The sequence below is a fragment of the Methylomonas sp. HW2-6 genome, assembly GCF_052474525.1.
In genome coordinates this window covers 2,348,276-2,367,552 of the sequence record NZ_CP184124.1, presented here as the reverse complement: position 1 = coordinate 2,367,552, position 19,277 = coordinate 2,348,276, and the positions used below count along the sequence as shown (strand labels likewise).

Genomic DNA, 19,277 nt, shown 5'->3' with positions numbered 1-19,277 from the left:
GTTAGCGGCTGAGCAAAGCCCGCAGATCGAAGCGGCTCGGCGGTACCGCCGCGGCTTCGACTTTGTCGTAAACCAACACGGTTTTCTGGCCGGTCTGCACTTCGTCCTGAATCTCGATCTTGCTGACGAAAGGCTGGCTTTTGCCGGCAACCTCGACCCGGTTGGCATATTCCATCAATGCGGTTTTGAAATGCTTGTCGGAGACCGTCATGTATTCGGCTTTCAATGCCAGTTGACTGTCCTTGGCGACGTAATATCGAATCTTGTCGTAGGCCACGTTGGCATCCTTGGCTTTCAAGTCCAGTACGTAACACGGCTGCCCCGCCACTTCCGCTTCGCCGGCCGGGGTCGCGTCGTAATCGCGACTGTAATTGGTGGTGGCGACGTCGCCGTTGCTGGCCTCGCCGAGCAGGCGTTGCCGCGGCGAGATCGGCACCGGCTTGCTGACGTCGGGCGACAGGAACCACATATTGCGGTTCTGCATCAGCATCATCTTGCCGGCGGCTGTAGCCGGCTTCAGGAAGGTCACCAGGGAATTGTCCTGGTCGGCCTCGATCTTCAGCGTATAGCTTTTATCCTCGACATTGTCCTGATAAGCGATGACGGTACTGGTCATGGTAATACCGCCGATCTCGCCGCCGCGGGCACGGTCGCTGGCTTTTAAAAGCTCCAGCGGCGTCGGGTCTGCGGCCGCAGCCGAAGCCGCCAGCATTAATATTGCAAATAAAGGGGTGCGGACGAATTCAAACATGGCCCAGGGCTCCGACAATGGTTTTTTGCGTGGCGTGACGGGCCGGGAAATACGAAGCGACCGCGGCCAACACCGACAGAGTGAATAAAGAACCGAACATGTTATTAAACAACAATTCGATCACCAACGCGGCTTGTTCCGAAGAATCCGGCGGCGAATAAGTAATCTGCGCCAGATTGATGCCGGCACCGATGGCATAGGATAGTGCCATCCCGGCCAGCGAGCCGACGAAGACGATGATGACGCCTTCGATCACGAACAGGCTTTTGATCGTCATCGAGCGCATACCGATCGCGCGCAAGGTGCCGATTTCGCGGGTGCGTTCGGCAATCGCCATCGTCATGGTATTGACCACGCTGGTCATCGCCACCATCACCACTACCACCATAATGAACAGATACATCATGTCGAACAAACCTTTGACTTGAGTGTAGTACACCGACAATTCGCTCCATTCCTTGATGTCGGCGTCGAAGCCGGCAGCCTTGAGTTTTTGCAGCAACACCGGCTTTACGGCCGGAATCGAATCGACCGAATCCAGCAATACCACAACCCGGTCGGCGCCGTCGCTGCCGTACAACTTACGGGCCAAGGCCAACGGCAACAGCGCGAACTTGTCGTCGGTGCCCATCGAGCCGGTGTTGGCGATTTCGCCGACCCGGAAATCGACCGCGTTGACCATGCCGGACAGCGTCGACGCCATCAACACGCCGTCGCTGCCTTGCTGCAAGCCCATAATTTTCGCCATCTTCTGGCCGATTACGACGGCATCGTCCTGGCCCGGCGCCAGTTTGCCGGGCAGATAGGCGTATTCGGCGCCGCGCAGCGCCGTCTGGTCTTCCGCCGATATGGCTTCGCCGATGAAAATATGCGAGGTGGTGCCGTTACTGACCAAGCCGCTGACGGCCAGCCGCGGGCTGACCAATTTCACGCCCGGCACCTCGCGGACGGTGCGGGTCACCAAGTCCAGCGCGGCGGCATCGAGTTGGAATTTTTCCGGGTCCAGCGTGCCCTGGTCGAAGAAGCCGCGGCGCACCACGGTCAAGTGGCCCAGGCGTTCGCCGACGATGGCCTGGTCTTTCAGAATCCGGTAGACGTAGGTGAAATAACCTTCGAACAAGCTCAGCGCCAGAAAGCCGATCGCCACCGACAGCACGGTGACCAGGCTTCTGCGCCGGTTTTTCATGACGTTGCGCGCCGCCAGTTTGCAGCGCATTGCGAGTGACATGGACATCAGGAGGCCTCTTTTAAATAAGTATTGTGGCGGTCGTCGACGATCCGGCCGTCGCGGACCTGGATCGAGCGGGCCGCGTAGGACAGCAAATGGGTATCGTGGGTGGCGAAGACGAAGGTGACCTTGCGTTTTTGATTCAGCTTTTGCATCAACAAAATGATCGCGTCGCTGTTGGCCGAATCCAGATTCGCGGTCGGTTCGTCGGCCAGCACGATATCCGGATCACCGATCAAGGCCCGGGCGATGGCCACCCGCTGGCGTTGGCCGCCGCTCATTTCGTCCGGCCGTTTGTGCAAATGCCGCTCCAGCCCCAGTTCCGCCAGCAGATCGCGCGCCCGGCGCCGCGCCGTATCGTCGGCTTCGCCGCGGATTTGCAGCGGCAGCATCGTGTTTTCCTGGGCCGACAACACCGGCACCAGATTGAAGCTTTGGAAGATAAAGCCCAGGTGACGGCTGCGGAAATCGGCCAGCCGATTGTCGTTCAGCCCCAGGACTTCTTCGTTTTTGATCGCGATCCGGCCCTGATCCGGCCGGTCCAGCAGACCCATCAGGTTTAATAGCGTCGATTTGCCGCTGCCGGAAGCGCCCCAGATGCAGGTGAACTCGCCCTGCTGGATCGACAGGTTCAAGTCCTGCAGCACGTTGACGGCGCCGTCGCCGTGGCCGTAGGACTTGGTGATATGTTCCAATTTGATGATCGGTTGCGTCATAACTAGTAGTCTCGTCATTTTAAAAGACCGGTTCGTAACCGGCTGCGGCAGGAGTCCGCGCCATCGGCAGCAGGATATCGTCCTTGATATGCTCGTTGACGATGTCCTGAAGCGCGCCCAGCACGGCGTCGCGGTTCTCCAGTAAAAAGAAGTGGCCGCCGCCGAACAGGCGCTGTTCGAAGCCGGCCGCGGTTTTGTCGCGCCAGGGCGCCATATCCTCGCCCGGCACCAGATGGTCGGCCATGCCGGTGAAGGCTGCAATTGGGAATTGCGCCGCCGGTTGCGGCACGTGGCGGTAAGTTTCGTGGATGCGAAAATCGGCGCGCAGCATCGGCAACAACAACTGCATGGTTTCCTCATGTTGCAACACCTCGTCCGGCGTACCGCCGTAGCGTTGCAATTCGACGATGAATTCACTGTCGCTCAGCGTATGCAACACCCGGTTGCGGCTGCCAAGTTCCGGCGACCGGTAGCCGGAAACGATCAGTTGTTTCGGCGGCTGCACCCCGCGGCGCTCCAGCTCCAGCGCCACCCGGTAGGCGATCAACGCCCCCATGCTGTGGCCGAACAGTAGATAGGGCCGGTCGATCCGCGCGATCAGCGCCGGCAGCAAGCCGGCGACCAACGCGTCCAGATCGCCGATGGCCGGTTCGGCGATGCGGCGTTCGCGGCCCGGCAACTGCGCCGCCAGCACGTCCGCGTTATCCAGCGCACCGGCCCAGCTGCGAAACACGTTGGCGCCGGCCCCGGAATACGGAAAGCAGACCAGCAGATACGGCGCGCGGCCGCCCAGATTAAAATCGGTAAACCAATTGTCGGTAGTCATCGCTCTGTCTTGGTAGTAGTCAAATCAAGCCGGCAGCGCGGTCGGCGCCCAGCGTCGGGGATCGAAAAAGGCCTCGCTATCGTTGGCCGGCGCGAAAGCGTTGCGGTTCAGTGCAATCGGCCGGGTATTGACGATAAACGGATGGTTGAAATTGGTTTCGCCGTTGGCGCCGACGCTGCTCGGCAACAGGCGGGTAATCAACGGCTTGTTCCATTTGATGGCTTCGGTGCAAATCGCTTCGATCAAGGCCGCGATCTGACCGACGCCGGCGTCCAACGCCAGCGGCACCATATCCAGACCGCAGCCGCACACCGTAGAGTACAGCAGCAAATCCTTGACATCGACGCTACCGTTGCCCACCGCCCGCGCCAGATGGCTGTCTTCCAACACCGACAGCATGGTGCCGTTGTAGCCGACCTGCGGAAAATCGGCCAAACCCTGTTTCAGCAAATTATTCACCGCATACAGCGAAAACAGGAATTGGAAACTGCCGACCGGACTGCCGGCCAGCGCCTCGATCGCGCTGACGGCGCTGGTGTCCTCGCCGGGGTAAGGCGCCAGCGAGAAATCGATGCCGCGAAAACCGACGCCGGTCTCGGCGGCCAGCGCCTCCGCGCAATCGGCCGCCTCCTGCGCCGCCCGCCGCACCTGATTGCGGAATACCGCCAGTTTCTCGTCGAACGGCAACGGCTGCGAAAACGCGGCGTTGGCCAGTTCCGACAACTCCAGCGCGATACTGAATCCGGCCTCGCCCTGGTGCCAGGACGCCGGAAAAAACGGCGTACTGGCCTGGACGTTGGACATCACCGCAAACCGGAAATTGGCCTGATGCTGTTGGTCCAGCATGGCCAGTTCGCGGACTACCGCAGCGGCCCGGCGCAACGCGCCGCGGTGCATGCCGGCCGCCGAACTGACCAAAGTATTCATGAATACGTGACGGGTGGCGCCGATCACGGCCGGCACCAGCGCCAGCAATTCCGGGTCGTCGGCCGCATCGACGAAAAACGGGCCGGGCATGCAGAACCAGATGTCGCCCAACGCATTCTCCATCCGCACCGCAAATTCGGCCGCGGCATTGGCCCGAATGCGGCGGCCTTGCAGCAAGCGGTCCAGCGGTTGCCCGGCCAGCCGGAAACAACGCGCCCGCAGGCCGCTTTCCGCCAAAAGGTTGCCGGCCTTCCCGAAAAAGCGCCGCGCCGCTTCCGCGCCGCGCTCCGGCTGGTCCGGGTCCAGGTTCAGCCCCAATGTCACGGTGCGCACCACCGGCGACGGCGGCCGCATTCCGAATTCTTCCTGAGCAGTCATCGGTTTCATAGCGTTCTCAAGCTCAACGGCCGGATGTCGGGCCAATGTTGATTGACATAGTCCAGACAGTTTTCCCGACTGTCGGCAGGTTTGACCTGCTGCCAACCGGCGGGCACCGGCTTGAAAGCCGGCCATAAGGCGTGTTGCTGTTCGTGGTTGCAGACCACGACGAAACCCGTTTCCAATTCTTCAGCCATAGCGACCATTCTCCAATTCTTAATTTAAGTTCAATGCCTGCGGGCGACCGCTTCGCTAAAACCAGCCGCGGCGTTTAAAGGCAACCTCGCGGCCTTCGCTAACGAACAAGCGCTCGATGTAACGTTGCCAGGCCACGCGATCGATCTGCGGCGCCGGCAGATCCAGCTCGGCCAGCCGGCGCAGGGTTTTCGCCTGACCGATCTGCAAACTGCCCTTGTCCGGCGCGCCGCGGTCGGTATCCCAATAAAACAGGTAGGGCGCGAACGGCAGCGGGGTTTCGGTCGAAGCCTGTTTGACCCGGTCCACCCATTGGTCGGCGCGGATGCGTTTCAGGCCGACGCTGCCGGCCACGTGCTGGGACAGCAATTTGCTCCAGTCGTAGCTTTCTTCGCCCATCAGATGGAATATTTCGCCGCCGCCGGGCTGTCCGGCCAAGGCGATAATCGCCCGCGCCGCGTAATCCACCGCAATCGCCTTCTCCACCAGCGGATAGTCCGGATAGACCCCGAGCTGGATGCAGGTGCGCAAATACAAGCCGATGAAATCGTCGTCGCGGCCGGCACCGCTGCGGCTGTCCACCGCCACCCGGCCCAGACGGAAAATCTGGATCGGCAGGCCCATCCGTCCGGCTTGCCTGACTGCCGCTTCCGCCACCCATTTGCTGGCGTTGTAGCCTTCCAGATCGGTAAAACCTTCGCCGGCCAGATCGGTGTCTTCGTCCACTTTCCGCCCCGAGATTTCGGTGTTGAACACGCCGCCGGTCGAGACGTAGGCAAATCGTTTCAAGCGGTTGTAGGCAGCCAATTCCAGCAGGGCCTTGGTCGAACCGACGTTGGCCGCGGCCAGTTGGCCGTAGCGCAACACGTGGTTCAGATGCGAGCCGTTATGCAGAATCAAGTCGATTTCCGAGGCCAGGTAATCGCGCACCTCGCCGCTCAAGCCGAGGTTGGGCTTGGCCAAATCGCCGACCACCACTTTGATCCGCGGCACATAGCCGTCCCACCACAGGCCGTACTCCTCCAGATTGGCGCGAATCCGACGCAAGCCGTCTTCGGCCGAACTGGCGCGTACCAGACAGTGCACCGTGGTCCCCGGCCAGCGTTCCAGCATTTGTTCCAGCAAATAAGCGCCGACGAAACCGGTGACGCCGGTCAGCAACACGTTTTGCATCCTGCCGCTGGCCGGCGGCAATGGCGTCGGCAGCGCGATGGCGGATTCGGCTTCCAAATCCACCGGCCGCGGCGGCAACAGAATCGCAGTGTCTTCCGCTTCGGCTTGGGTGTCCGTTCCGGCCGCATCCAGATAGGCGGCCATGCTGCGCACGGTCGGCGCCACGAAAAAGTCTTTCAGCGGCATCGAGTGCCCGCATTCTTCCCGCACCTGCGCCATCAACCGGGTCGCGCTCAGCGAATGGCCGCCCAGTTCGAAAAAGTCGTCGCTGACGCCGACCGTGTCGACGCCGAGAATCTCCTGCCACAATTCGACCAGCCAGCGCTCGCGCTCGGTTGCGGCCGGTTCGCAAACCCGGCTCGCCGGGTCGGCCGCGCCCGGTAACGGCAGCGCCCGGCGGTCGATCTTGCCGTTGGTCGTCATCGGCCAGACATCCAGCACGATTACCGCCATCGGCACCATGAAATGCGGCAAGCTTTCCCGCAACTTTGCCATCAGTTCGGCCGCCAAACCGTCGGCGCCGGCTTCGCACAGCACGTAGCCAACCAATTGCCGGTTACCGGGAGCGATATCCCGCGCCAGTACCAGCGCGTCGCGGACCTGCTCGTGTTCCATCAGTCGGGCTTCGATTTCACCCAGCTCGATGCGGAAACCGCGGATTTTTACCTGATTGTCTATGCGTCCCAGAAACTCTAATGTGCCGTCCGGCAACCAGCGCACCAAGTCTCCGGTGCGGTACAGGCGCTCGCCGCCGTCCTGCCGGAACAGGTGGGCGATGAATTTCTCGCCGTTCAACTCCGGGCGATTCAAATAGCCCCGGCCGACCGCTATGCCGCCGATGCACAATTCGCCCGGCATGCCGATCGGCACCGGTCGCAGTTTGGCGTCGACCACGTAAAGTTCGGTATTGGCGATCGGGCTGCCTATGGTCAGCTTGGTGTCACCGGGACGATAATCGGCCACTGTCGCAATCACCGTGCATTCGGTCGGACCGTAGCCGTTGTAAAACCGCCGGTTACGACTCCATTGCTCGGCGATTTCCTGCTGACAGGCTTCGCCGGCGGAGACCAGGTGCTTGAGTCCGGCCAGACGGTCGGTGTCCAAAAACGGTAACAGCGAAGGCGGCAATAAGGCGTGGCTGATGTCCTCGGCAGCGATGAAGCGCGCCAGCGAATCCGGCGACTTCAACACCTCGTCGCGCGCCATGCACAGTACGCCGCCACGGCTTAACGCAACACCCCATTCGTATACCGACGCGTCGAAACCGAACGAGGCGAATTGCAGCATACGGTCACCGTTGCCGAACTCGCAACGCTCGGCCAACGCTGCCGTCACGCTGGCGAGACCTTTGTGCAACAGTAGCGAGCCTTTTGGCTGTCCGGTCGAACCGGACGTGTAGATCACGTAACATAAGTTGTCGGCGCCGAATTCGACAGGATCGGGGCTGTGCTCCGGCTGTGCCGCAATCACCGTTTGCAGGCGCTCGCCGTCCAACGCCAGCACCCGTAGACCCTGCGGCAGTGACAAGCCGTTCAACAGATGACTATGAGTCAACAACCATATGCTGGCGGAATCCTCGAGCATGAATTGCAACCGCACGGCCGGGTAATTCGGGTCCAGCGGGACGAAGGCGCCGCCCGCCTTGAGCACGGCCAGCAGCGAGACGATCCAATCCGGACCGCGTTCCAGATACAGGCCGACCCGCTGTTCGACTTGCAAACCCGCAGCCGCCAGTAAATGTGCCAACCGGTTGGTCTGGCGATCCAATTCGGCGTAACTCAAGGTTTTGCCCTCGAACCTTACCGCCGGCGCATCGGGCTGCTGTGCGACTTGCTCGGCGAAACGGTCCAAAAACAGCCGACCGCCGAGATCGAGCTGCGGCCCGCGGCCGAACGCCAGGGCCTCGGCTGTGCCGCTTCGGTCCAACAAATCGTAATCGGCCAGCGCCCGGTCCGGATCGGCCACCAGTTGCGGCAACAACACCGCAAACGACTGCGCCAGCCGCTCTACGGTTTCCGGGCGGAACAGCGCGCGGCTGAATTCCCATTGCCCGCTCAGGCCATCCTGCTCGTTGAACACCACATACAAATCCCAGCGCGCCACCCACTCGTCGCTATCGACCAGCGACATGTCCTCGTAAGCGTTACGCAACGCGAAACAGACCTGGAAGAACGGGTTGTAGGCCGCGCTGCGCGCCGGTTTCAATTCGTCGACCAGCATTTCGAATGGCAGATCCTGATGTTCGTAGGCCGCCTGCGCCGTTTGTTTCGCCGCCGCCAACAGGTCGTTGAAGCTATGGCCGGCGTCGATCCGGGCCCGGATCGGCAAAGTGTTGACGAAAAAGCCGATCACCGGCTCGGTCTCTTCGAGATGGCGGTTGGCGATCGGCGTACCCAGCACGAAATCGTCCTGGCCGGACCAGCGGTACAACAACAATTCGAAGGCCGCCATCAGCGCCATGAACAGCGTCGCTCCCTGTTTTTCCGCCAGCGCTTTCAAGCCCTGGGCCAGTTCCGGCGCGTAGCGGTCGCGGACCATACCGCCCTGCCAGGACAGTTGCGCCGGCCGCGGAAAATCGTAAGGCAGGCCGATGGTATGCACCGCGCCGTCCAGCTCGCCGCGCCAGTAGGCCAGCTGGGTTTCGCGCAGCTCGCCAGTCAAAAGCTGGCGTTGCCACAGCGCGTAATCGGCGTACTGCAGCGCCAGTTCCGGTAGATCCGGCTCCGTGCCGTGTCGGTAGGCGGCGTAGGCCTGGCGAAATTCGCGCACGAAAATATCGGTGGACCAGCCGTCGGTGACGATGTGGTGCAAGGTCGCCAACAACACGGCATTTTCCGGACTCGAAAGCAGCCGGTAGCGTAGCGGCGGCGCGGCGGCCAAATCGAAGGTCGCCTGCGCTTCCGCCGTGGCCAGCTCGGCCATGCGCAGCTCGCGTTCCGGCTCCGCCAACGCCGACAGATCGTCGATGACCAGCGGCGGCACGAAATCGGACAAAATCTGCTGGCGCGGTTCGCCGCCGGCGGCCGGGAAGCAGGTGCGCAGCGATTCGTGGCGGCGGGTCAGCCAGGCCAGTGCCCGGCGCACGGCTTCGACATCGGCCGGCGCATCGAGAAACACCGCGTTGGGGACGTTATAGGCCGGATTGTCCGGCGCATATTCCTGCACGAACCAAAGCCGGCTCTGGGCGTAGGACAGCGGCAACGGTTCGGGTCGTTCCTGCCGGACCAATGCCGGATAAGCCGGCGCGCCGCCCGCTTGCCGGTTGCGGATCAATGCAGCCTGCCCGGCGATGGTCGGCTGTTGAAACAGTTCGGACAGACCCAGCTTGACCTCGAACAGCTTCGGAATCCTGGAGAACACCTGAGTGATCGTCAGCGAATGGCCGCCCAAGGCGAAGAAATTGTCGTTGACGCCGATGTCGTCGCGGCCCAGCACTTTCTGCCAGACGCCGAGCAAGGCCTCTTCCACCGCGTCGGCCGGCGCTTGCGCCACCGCAGCCTGCAACGCATCGGTTTCTTCCGGTGCCGGCAGCGCGGAACGGTCGGCCTTACCGTTGGCGTTCAACGGAATCGCCGCCAACAGGACGAAGACGCTGGGCACCATGTAATCCGGCAGGCGTTGCGCCAGATAAGCCCGCAACTCGGCGCGGAACTCGGCCGGCTCGGCGATAGCCACCGCCGGCACCAGGTAACTGACCAGTTGTTGGCGGTCGCCGCCGCTGACCACGGTCACGGCGTCCTGCACCGCGGCATGACCGCGCAATACCGTATCGATTTCCTCCAGCTCGATCCGGTAGCCGCGAACCTTGACTTGAAAATCCACCCGGCCTTTGACGACGATGCTGCCGTCCTCGCGGAAGTAACCCAAGTCGCCGGTGCGGTACAGGCGTTCGCCGGCAACTTCCGGCTGCGGATGCGGAATGAACTGGCTAGCGGTCAAGCCCGGATTGTTGAGATAGCCGACGCCGAGCGAGACGCCGCCTATCATCACCTCGCCGGCAATGCCGGCCGGCAACGGATTGTTGAAGCGGTCCAATACCAACATGCGCACGTTGGGCAGGTTTTTGCCGACCGTGACCGGCCACTCCGGATGCTCTAACTCCTCGCGGCTGAAGCGATGCGTGGTGCAAAGGTCGGTGCATTCGGTCGGGCCGTAGGTGTTGACCAATTCGCAGCGGCTGTGTGCCGACAACAGCCAAGGCGCCAGCCTGGCCTTGTTTACCGGCTCGCCGCCCAGCAGCAAGTAGCGCAGCGACGCCAAGTCGCGGTAATCGACGTCTTCGCCTTCGGCCAGCGCATAGCCCATGCTCGGCGTGCAGTTGATCCAGGTAATGCCCTGCTCGGCCACGCTGCGGCGCACATAGTCCGGATCGAAATGGTCGCCGACGGCCAGGTGCAATTCGCCGCCGGTGAGCAAGGCGCCCCAGACGTTTTTCTGCGCCAGATCGAAGGTAATTTTATTGATCAACAGGCATTTGTCGGCACTGCCGAAACCGAATTCGCGGTTCCACCACAAGATGAAGTTGATGAAACTGTCGTGGTAGACGCCGGCGGCTTTGGGCTTGCCGGTGGAACCGGAGGTATGGATCACGTAGAACAGCCGCCGGGTATCGATAGCCACGGCCGGCGCGGTGTCCGGCTGGCTGCTCCAATTCGCCCAAGTCCGGTCCAGATCGATAATCTGCAGCCCGTCCGCCGCCAGCGCGTCGCCGCGTCCGCCGTGGCTGAGCAATTGGCTAAAGCTCAGGTCCTGCAACATACCGGCCAGCCGGGCGTCGGGCGCCTTCGGATCGAGCGGCGCGTAAGCATTGCCGGTTTTGACCACGGCCAGTATCGCAATGATCAGTTCCGCCGAAGGCTCCAGCAATAGCGCGATTTGGCCGCCGGCCGCGGCACCCTGCGCCAACAGAAAATGAGCCAGGCTATTGGCGCGCCGGTCCAGTTCGGCATAACTCAGGCGGACGTCGCCGACCGCCAACGCGGTCCGCTCCGGGTGCAACGCCGCCCGCTCGGCGAACAACGCGGCCAAGTCCCGCTCGCGCGGAAAATCGGTCGCGGTCGCGTTCCAGACCGCCTGGCGCAGGCGTTCGGCTTCCGCCATCGCGCTGACCGTGGCCAGCGGCCGCTCGGCGTCCAGCAGCATCTGGTCCAGCACGGTTTGCCAGTGTTCGAGGAAACGCTCGACCACAGCCGGCGCATAGCGGCGCGGATCGAACATGGCGCGGACATTCATCTCGCCCGCCGGTTCGACCACCAGCGTCAATGGATAATTGGTCTTTTGCGCCACCGCGACGTCGGGCAATTGCACCTGGCTGGACTGCGGAAACGATTCCACCGCCAGCATCGAATCGAACAGCGGCAGCCCCGGTCCGATCGGGCTCCAGGCCTGAATCTCGACCAGCGGGCTATGTTCGTAGCTGCGCAAGGCCAGCAAGCCGTCCTGCAACTCCCGCAGCCAGGCCGCCACCGGCTGGGCGGCGCGGATGCGCACCCGCAACGGCAGCGTATTGATGAACAGGCCTACCATGTGCTGCGAGTTTTCCAGTTCCGGCGGCCGCCCGGACACGGTACAGCCGAACACGACGTCGTCCTCGCCGCTGTACAAAGCCAGCAAGTAAGCGTACGCGCCCTGAATCACGCTATTCGGCGTCAAGCGCGCGGCGCGGGCGAATTCGCGCAAACGCTCCGCCCGCGTCTGGCCCAGCGCCCGACGGACCACGGCATAGTCGCAGTTCGGCTCGGCGCCGGGATTGCCCTCGACCAGGCCAAGCGGCGTCGGCGCAGCGAAGCCGGCCAGATAGCCGCGCCAGAAAGTCTCGGCCGCGGTCCGGTCCTGCTGCCCCAGCCAACGCAAGTAATTTTTATACGGCGTACCGGCCGGCAGTTCAGGCTCGCGCCCGTCCGCCAATGCCATATAAGCTTGCAGGGCCTGGTCCAGCACGATAAACGCCGACCAGCCGTCGAGCAGGATGTGGTGGTAGGTCCACAGCAACACGCTCTGCTCCGCGCCGGTTCGAATCACCCGCAAGCGCAGCAACGGCGCCTTGGCCAAATCGAACCCCGCTTTGGCATCCGCAGCGCGCAGCGCTTGCAGGCCTTGCTCGCGTTCCGCCTCGGCCAGATCCGCCCAATCCAGGGCTTCGACCCGGATTTCGGCTTGGCGCTGCACCACCTGTACCGGTTTTTCCAGGCCTTCCCAGAAAAAGCCGCTACGCAGGATGTCGTGGTGGGCGATCACCCGGTTCCAGGCTTGTTGCCACAGGCCGGGGTCGACGCCGAACGGCACGGTTTGGCTGAACTGTTCGACGTACACCCCCGAGTCGGGGCTGCTCAGGGAATGGAACAGCATCCCTTCCTGAATCGGCGTCAGCTTGTAAATATCGGCGATGTTGGCGCGATCGATGGTCATGGCTCTATCAACTCGTTATTCGATGGTTTGGAACAAGGTAGCGAAGTCTTCTTCGGACAAACCGGCGTCGCCGAAATCGGCGGCAGTAAATCCCCGGCCCTGAGCCTGTTCGGCTGCAGCCAAGTAGGCAATCACGGTGCTTTCCAACGCCGTGCTTAGTCGCGGCAATTGCTCTACCTGTTCGGCATCCACAGCCAACCGCAACAGCAATCCGTCCGCTGCCAGACAGGCGCTGACGGCAAAGGCCTCGCCGGCGGCCAGCACGGCCTCCGGTTCGAACCGGCCGCAACCGCATTGGCCCAGCCAGGTGAAACGCACGCTCGGCAACGGCAATCCGGAAGCGGCCAATTCGAAACCGAAACCGGCGCTGGGCGCCTGCTTGCGGGCGGCTTTGGCTAGGGTGGTCGCCGTCAATGCATCGCTGTCCGTTTCCAGACAGAGCGGATAGCTGTAGCGCAACACGGCGCCGGATTCGGCAACGATATGGGTTTGCGCGTAGCGGACCGCGACCGGCTCCAGCGCAAAACATTCGCCGATGCTGGCGGCCAATGCCGCCAGCAGCAGATCCTCGGCATCCAGATTCAACGCGGCGCGCAGCCGTTCCAGACCCTGAAGTTGGTCGACCTCGATCCGGATTTCGGCCGCGGCGGCGCAAGCGCCGGTCGCTGCCAGCGCTCCGGATTGGTCCGGCACCGCGGCATAGCCGGCGCTCTCGGCCTGAGCATCGCGCTCGCCGGCGGCGGCGGCCAAATCGGCGGCGGCGGCCGGGCGCCAGGGCGCGAGCGGCGCCGCAGCGGCGCTACCCGACAAGCAGGCCAGCACGGCGGCGCCGATTTGGCTCAGCCCGGCCGCATCCAGACCCAATACCGGCCGGGCTTGCAGCACAAGCCTACGGCCATCGGCTAAGACCCGGAATGCGCCATCGCCGCCGGCTTCCGCCGCCGCGTCCGCCGCCAGAATTGCAACGGTTTCCGCCTGCGCCCAGCACGCTGCCTCGCCATTGGTCTCGATCCGGGCCAGCAGCAGCGGGTAGTCCGCCGCCACCGCCGCCAGCGCCGCGGCCAGATCGTCGGTAGTGGCCGCGGCAGGCAGTTCCAGGTGCAGGCTGTCCCAGCCCCGGCCGGCCGCCAGCAATTCGCGCTGACCGAAACTCAGCCAGGCCGGTTCGGCCACTGCCGGCGCCGAAGCGCCGATTGCGGCCGCCAACGCGGCAACAGTCTGGTGTTCGAACAACTGGTTGGGTTTCACGGTCAAGCCGAAGCGCTTGGCTTGCGACACGACTTGTATCCCCATCACCGAGTCCACCCCCATGTCGAAGAAATTGTCGTAAATACCGACCGGTTCGATGCCCAACACACCTTCCATAATGCCGACCAGGATTTCTTCGGTGGGATTGGTCGGCGGCGCGGCATCGGCGTCCTCGCGCTGCAGTTTCGGCTTGGCAGCCGTTGTTCCGGCTTCCTCCGCGGCGCGTTGCGCCTGCATTCGTTCCAGCAAGGCATCCAGCGGCTGCGGGCTGATCACCCATTGCGGCGAGGCGGCAGACGCCAACGCCCGTTGGAAGATCTCCAGGCCTTCGGCGGTGGACAAGCTATCGTCCTCGCCGTGACTGTCGGCGGCGGTGGCCGGCGGCAAGGCAAAAGCGCCGGCCGGCACTTTCTTCAAGGTGAATTCGTCGATTTGGGCCAGGCGCTGCCCGGCCATGTCGTACAAGGCAATATCGAAACTGAGCGATTCGCGGTCGCCGCTCAGGCCGCGGAAACAAACGTGACTGAGAAATTCGGCCGGCAACGGCGCGGCGATCGTCAGCCGGCCATAACCGAACGGCAGGTATTCGCCGTCGATATCCAAATCCAGCCGCCGCAACAGATGGCCGGTGATCGGACCACTGGCCATGTCTAACAGGCTAGGATGCAGCATGAACTGCGGCAGGTCGTCGGCAAAAGCGGCCGGCAACTGCAAGCGGCCCAACAGATGGTCGCCGCCGCAGCGGATCTGGCTTAGCACTTGCCAGCGCGGCCCCAGGCTGAGGAAGCCGGAATCGTCCTGCACCGCTTGCGGCCGGCCGTCGCTGAAATCCAGCACCTCGCCGCTGCAGCTTGCCGCCAATGCCTGCGGGTCGATCCGGGCCACCGCCAGTTCGGCGGCGTAAATATCGCCGGCCAGCAGCGGCGCCTTGACCCCGGCTTCGCGGGTGTAGACTTCAAAACCGTAACCGCCGCCCGGCAACGCGTTAAAGTCGCAATGCACTTCGGCCATGTCCAGAGCCGGCACCATCAACGGCCGGAAGAAATATAAATTATCGATCGCGACCTGTTCGGCGCCGCGGTAATCCTGGAACGCCGCCCGCACCATTTCCACCAGGCCGGTACCGGGCATCGTCGCCACGCCTTCGATCCGGTGCTCGAGCAGCGCCCAGTGGTCCGGTTCGCGCAGCCAGGCCGCGTAGCTGGCGTGTTGCGCCGATTTTTCCCGGCACGAGTGCAGATAAGGATGAGCCAGCGTCTTGCCGGCCGGCAGCGGCGGCAGTTCGCGCCGGGCGTACAAGCCGGCATCGACCGCCATGCCGGTCTCGCGCCAGCCGCCGAAGTTCAACGACACCACCTTGCTCACGCCGAAACCGGCGCGGGCATAGGCGTCCAGCACGTTGTTGGCGGCGGAATAATCGACTTGGCCGATACCGCCGATCACGGCAAACAAGGACGAAAACAGCACGATGAAGCCGGGCTCGGTATCGGCGGCGCGGAACGCCTGCTCCAGCGCCAGGATGCCGCGCACCTTGGGCCGCAATACGGTTTCGGCCGCATCGCGGGTTTTCAGTTGGATCAGGCCGCCGCCGGCCACCCCGGCCGAATGCACCACCCCGGCGATCCGACCGTATTTGTCCAGCAATGCGGCGACCAGTTCGGTCATACGCTCGGCATCGACCACGTCGCCCTGACAAATTTCGACTTCGGCGCCACGCGCCTCGATCGCCGCCAGTTTGCGGATGCGCTCGGCGCTACGGTCCTGCATCTCGTGTTCGGCCAGCCAACGCGGCCATTCGGCTTTCGGCGGCAATGCCGAGCGGCCGAGCAGGACAATATGTTTGGCGCCGCGGGCGGCCATGTAGTCGGCCACGGCCAGACCCAGCCCGCCCAGACCGCCGGTCACCAAATAGGCGCCGTCGGCGGTGAAATCCAACGGCGCCGGCTCGATCCGGGTCGGTTCGTAGTGCGCCGCCCAACGGTAACCGTGGCGGCAGGCGGCGAAATGGTCGGCCGGCGCCAGCAGCGGTTTGGTTTCGCCGCGCAGTCGGGCCAGTTCGCCGACAGCGCGGTCGGCGCTAGCGGCGATGGCAGCGGCGCCGATCAGGTCGTCCGGGCTGAAATCCAGATTGCGGCTCAGGAATTTGCGGTATTCGTGGCCCAGGCACAGATGCACGCCAAGCAACGCCGCCTTCAACGGATTGACCGGCTCGGCCGGCAACACATCGTGGATTTCGCTGGACAGCGTCAGCAACGGCAGGCGGCGGTCGCCGGCCTCGGCCGAAAACTGCTGCGCCAGAAACACCAAACTGTGAAAGCTGCGCTCCAGCCAATAGTCCTCGCTGTCGAGTCCGGCCGCGGAGCGCGGCGTGGCGCACAGCGCATGCACGATTGCGGTAGGTTGGGCCTCGGCGAACACCGTCGCCAGCCGTTCGAAGTCGGCGGCGTCGCCGATATTCAGGCTGTACCCGCTTTCGCCGTCGTCGGCAAAACCCGCGCCCGGCGCGACAATCACCGCGCTGCCGCCGGCCGCCTCAATCCGCTCGGCCAGGGCCCGGCTCAAGCCGTTACGCTCGGCGACGATCAACACCCGCTCGCCGGACCAATCTCCTATGTCCGGCAGGCGGCCGGGCTGGCGTTTCCAGGACGGCGCGTAAAACCATTGCGCCGGATCGGCCAGACGTTGCGCCGGGTTTTCCGTGCCGGCGGCGCCGGCTTGCGGCGGTTCCAGCCAGTGGCGCTCGCGGGCGAACGGATAGGTCGGCAGCGAAATCCGCCGCCCGTGATTATCGCTATCGACCCGTTCCCAATCCAGCTCCAGCCCGGCCGCCCACAAGTCGCCCAGCGCCTGGCGCAATACCAGCGCATCGGGCTTGGTTTCCTTGGGATGGCGCACGGTTTGCACCACGGCCGCCGCCGCTTTGGCGGCATTGATCGCGTGTCTGGCGAAGGTGCTCAACACATTGCCGGGGCCGATTTCGATGAAATAACTGCCGCCGCCGGCCAACAAAGTCGCCATACCCTGGCGGAAGCGGACGCAACCGAGCAAATGCCGGGCCCAGTAGTCCGGATCGCAGGCGTCGGCGGCGGCCATCCAGTCGCCGGTCAGGTTGGAGACGTAGGGCCGGCTCGGCGCTTTGGGCGCCGCCAGCCGCACCGCAGCGGTAAAATCGGCGATCATCGGCTGCATCATCGCCGAGTGAAAGGCGTGCGAAGTCAGCAACGGCCGGCAGGCGGCACCGGCCGCTTCCAGCCGTTCGCGTACCGCCGCGATCGCGGCGTGCGGCCCGGACAGCACACAGGCATTGGGACTGTTGACCGCGGCCAGACTGACCTCGCCGCCGACATAGGCCGCTGCCGCGGTCTCGTCCAGCGATACCGACAGCATGGCCCCGGACGGCATGGCCTGCATCAGCGCGCCGCGCAAAGCCACCAGCCGCAAGGCCGCGTCCAGCTCGAACACCTCGGCCAGGCAGGCCGCGACGTATTCGCCCAGACTGTGGCCGATCATCGCGTCCGGCTCGATGCCGAGCGCCTGCATCTGTTTCGCCAGCGCATATTCGAAGGCGAACAGCATCGGCTGCGCCAGCCGGGTCTGCCCCAGTTGTTCAGTGAACGCCGCATCGGTCGGATCGGCGGCCAGCACGAAATCGCGCAAATCCAGCCCCAAATGGCCGCGCAGCTGGTCGCAGCAATCGTCAAACACTTGGCGAAATACCGGCAGATTTTGGTAAAGCCCGCGCCCCATGGTCAGATACTGGCTGCCCTGGCCGGTGAACAGGAATACTTTCTTGGCGTCGGCCGGCAGCGCCTTGGTTTTGGCGGGATTGTCGCGAATCGCGGCCAACCCCTGCTGCAAGGCTGCCAAACTATCGGCAGCGACGGCGGCGCGTACCGGAAAGGCTTTGCGGCCCTCTTGCAAGGTAAAAGCCACGTCGTCCAAATCGACGCCGGGTTGGCGGCACAAGAAATCGTCCAGATTTTCCGCAGCCCGGCTCAAGGCCTTGGAAGATTTGGCAGACAACACGAAGCTGCGCAATTTTGCGCCGGACCGGGTGACCGGCTGCGGCGGCGCTTCTTCCATGATGGCATGGGCATTGGTGCCGCCGATGCCGAACGAGCTGACCGCGGCGTAGCGGGTACCGGCGCAATCCCAGTCGCGCAGGGTGTCGTTGACGAAGAACGGGCTGTTGGCAAAATCGATGCGCGGATTCGGCGTGCCGAAATGCAGGCTGGGCGGCAGCGTGCGGTGCCACAAGGCCAGGGCGGTCTTGATTACCGAGGCGACGCCGGCCACCGGCGCCAGATGGCCGACATTGGTTTTCAGCGAGCCCAGCGCGCAATAGCCGGTGCGTTCGGTATGCTTGCGCCAGGCCCGCGCCAGCGCGGTGATCTCGATCGGATCGCCCAGCGGCGTCGAGGTGCCGTGGGCTTCGACATAGCTGATCTGGTCCGGATCGACCCCGGCATCGGCCAAGGCCCGCTCGATCACATGCATCTGGCCGTCGATACCCGGCGCGGTGTAACCGGCCTTGAAGGCTCCGTCGTTAGTCACCGCGGTACCGCGGATCACCGCGTAAACCCGGTCGTGGTCGGCCAACGCGTCTTCGAGGCGTTTCAACACGACGATGCCGACGCCGCCTTCGCTGAACACAGTGCCCTCGGCCTTGGCGTCGAAGGTGCGCAACAAGCCGTCCGGCGACGCCATGCTGCCTTCCTGGTATTGGTAGCCCAGGCCGCCGGGCACGGTCGCCAGGGCGCCGCCGGCCAGCGCCGAGTCGCATTCGCCGGCACGCAAAGCCCGGCAGGCCAGGTGGATCGCGACCAGGGAGGTCGAGCACGCGGTTTGCACCGTGATCGACGGCCCGGTCAGGTTCAGTTTGTATGCGGTGCGGTTGGTGATGTAATCCGGTTCGTTGCCGATGCCGGCGATCAAGTCCTTGGACGACGCGAACATGATGTCGCGGTTCGGGAAAATGTTATTGAAGAAATAGCGCGACAAGGCGGTGCCGGCATAGACGCCGACCGTGCCGGGGCAGTCGTCCGGGATGTAACCGGCGTCTTCCAGCGCCGCCCAGGCGCACTCCAGGAACAAGCGCTGCTGCGGATCGAGCAGTTCGGCTTCGGCCGGGGTATAGCCGAAAAAACCGGCGTCGAATTTATCGACGTCGTCCAGGTAATAACCGGCGGCCACCCAGGAGCCGCCGGCCACTTGCTTGCGCACGTAGGGAATCGAGGCGGCGTCGTGCGCGTTGATGCCCTGCTGCACTTCTTCCTGAGTGTAATGCCGCAACGCGTCGCGGCCGGCAACCAGATTGTCCCAGAATTCGCTGACCGAATTCGCTCCCGGAAAACGGCCGGCAAGGCCGATGATGGCAATGGCGCCCGAGTTGGCTTGATTTGCTTGCATGTGCTTTGCTTCCGTTGT

8 protein-coding genes are annotated in these 19,277 nt (G+C 63.7%); all 8 read right to left on the bottom strand.

What is annotated here, in order from left to right:
• Position 1: 1 nt before the first annotated feature.
• The 8 genes from ACH518_RS11780 to ACH518_RS11745 are packed head-to-tail and all read right to left on the bottom strand — an operon-like array spanning position 2 to position 19,259.
• Positions 2–751, bottom strand: a complete 750-nt coding sequence (locus tag ACH518_RS11780) for an outer membrane lipoprotein-sorting protein (RefSeq protein WP_445370216.1) — start codon at positions 749–751, stop codon at positions 2–4.
• The gene (locus tag ACH518_RS11775) at positions 744–1,985 is read right to left on the bottom strand and encodes an ABC transporter permease (RefSeq protein WP_445370215.1); all 1,242 of its coding nucleotides are present in this window, start codon (positions 1,983–1,985) and stop codon (positions 744–746) included. The genes ACH518_RS11780 and ACH518_RS11775 overlap by 8 nt, the downstream gene beginning before the upstream one ends.
• Positions 1,985–2,695, bottom strand: coding sequence for an ABC transporter ATP-binding protein (locus tag ACH518_RS11770; RefSeq protein ID WP_140912270.1), 711 nt, complete (start codon positions 2,693–2,695; stop codon positions 1,985–1,987). The genes ACH518_RS11775 and ACH518_RS11770 overlap by 1 nt, the downstream gene beginning before the upstream one ends.
• 19 nt (positions 2,696–2,714) lie before the next feature.
• Entirely contained in the window at positions 2,715–3,521 is an 807-nt protein-coding gene (locus ACH518_RS11765; protein ID WP_445370214.1) for a thioesterase II family protein, read from the bottom strand.
• 24 nt (positions 3,522–3,545) lie between these two features.
• Positions 3,546–4,835 (bottom strand): DUF711 family protein, encoded by a 1,290-nt coding sequence (locus tag ACH518_RS11760; protein ID WP_445370213.1) that lies wholly within the window; start codon positions 4,833–4,835, stop codon positions 3,546–3,548.
• Entirely contained in the window at positions 4,832–5,023 is a 192-nt protein-coding gene (locus ACH518_RS11755) for an MbtH family protein (protein ID WP_445370212.1), read from the bottom strand. The genes ACH518_RS11760 and ACH518_RS11755 overlap by 4 nt, the downstream gene beginning before the upstream one ends.
• Before the next feature lie 55 nt (positions 5,024–5,078).
• Positions 5,079–12,602: an amino acid adenylation domain-containing protein gene (locus tag ACH518_RS11750; RefSeq protein ID WP_445370211.1), complete on the bottom strand. Its 7,524-nt coding sequence runs from the start codon at positions 12,600–12,602 to the stop codon at positions 5,079–5,081.
• Between the two features lie 15 nt (positions 12,603–12,617).
• Positions 12,618–19,259, bottom strand: coding sequence for an SDR family NAD(P)-dependent oxidoreductase (locus ACH518_RS11745; RefSeq protein ID WP_445370210.1), 6,642 nt, complete (start codon positions 19,257–19,259; stop codon positions 12,618–12,620).
• Positions 19,260–19,277: the final 18 nt, after the last annotated feature.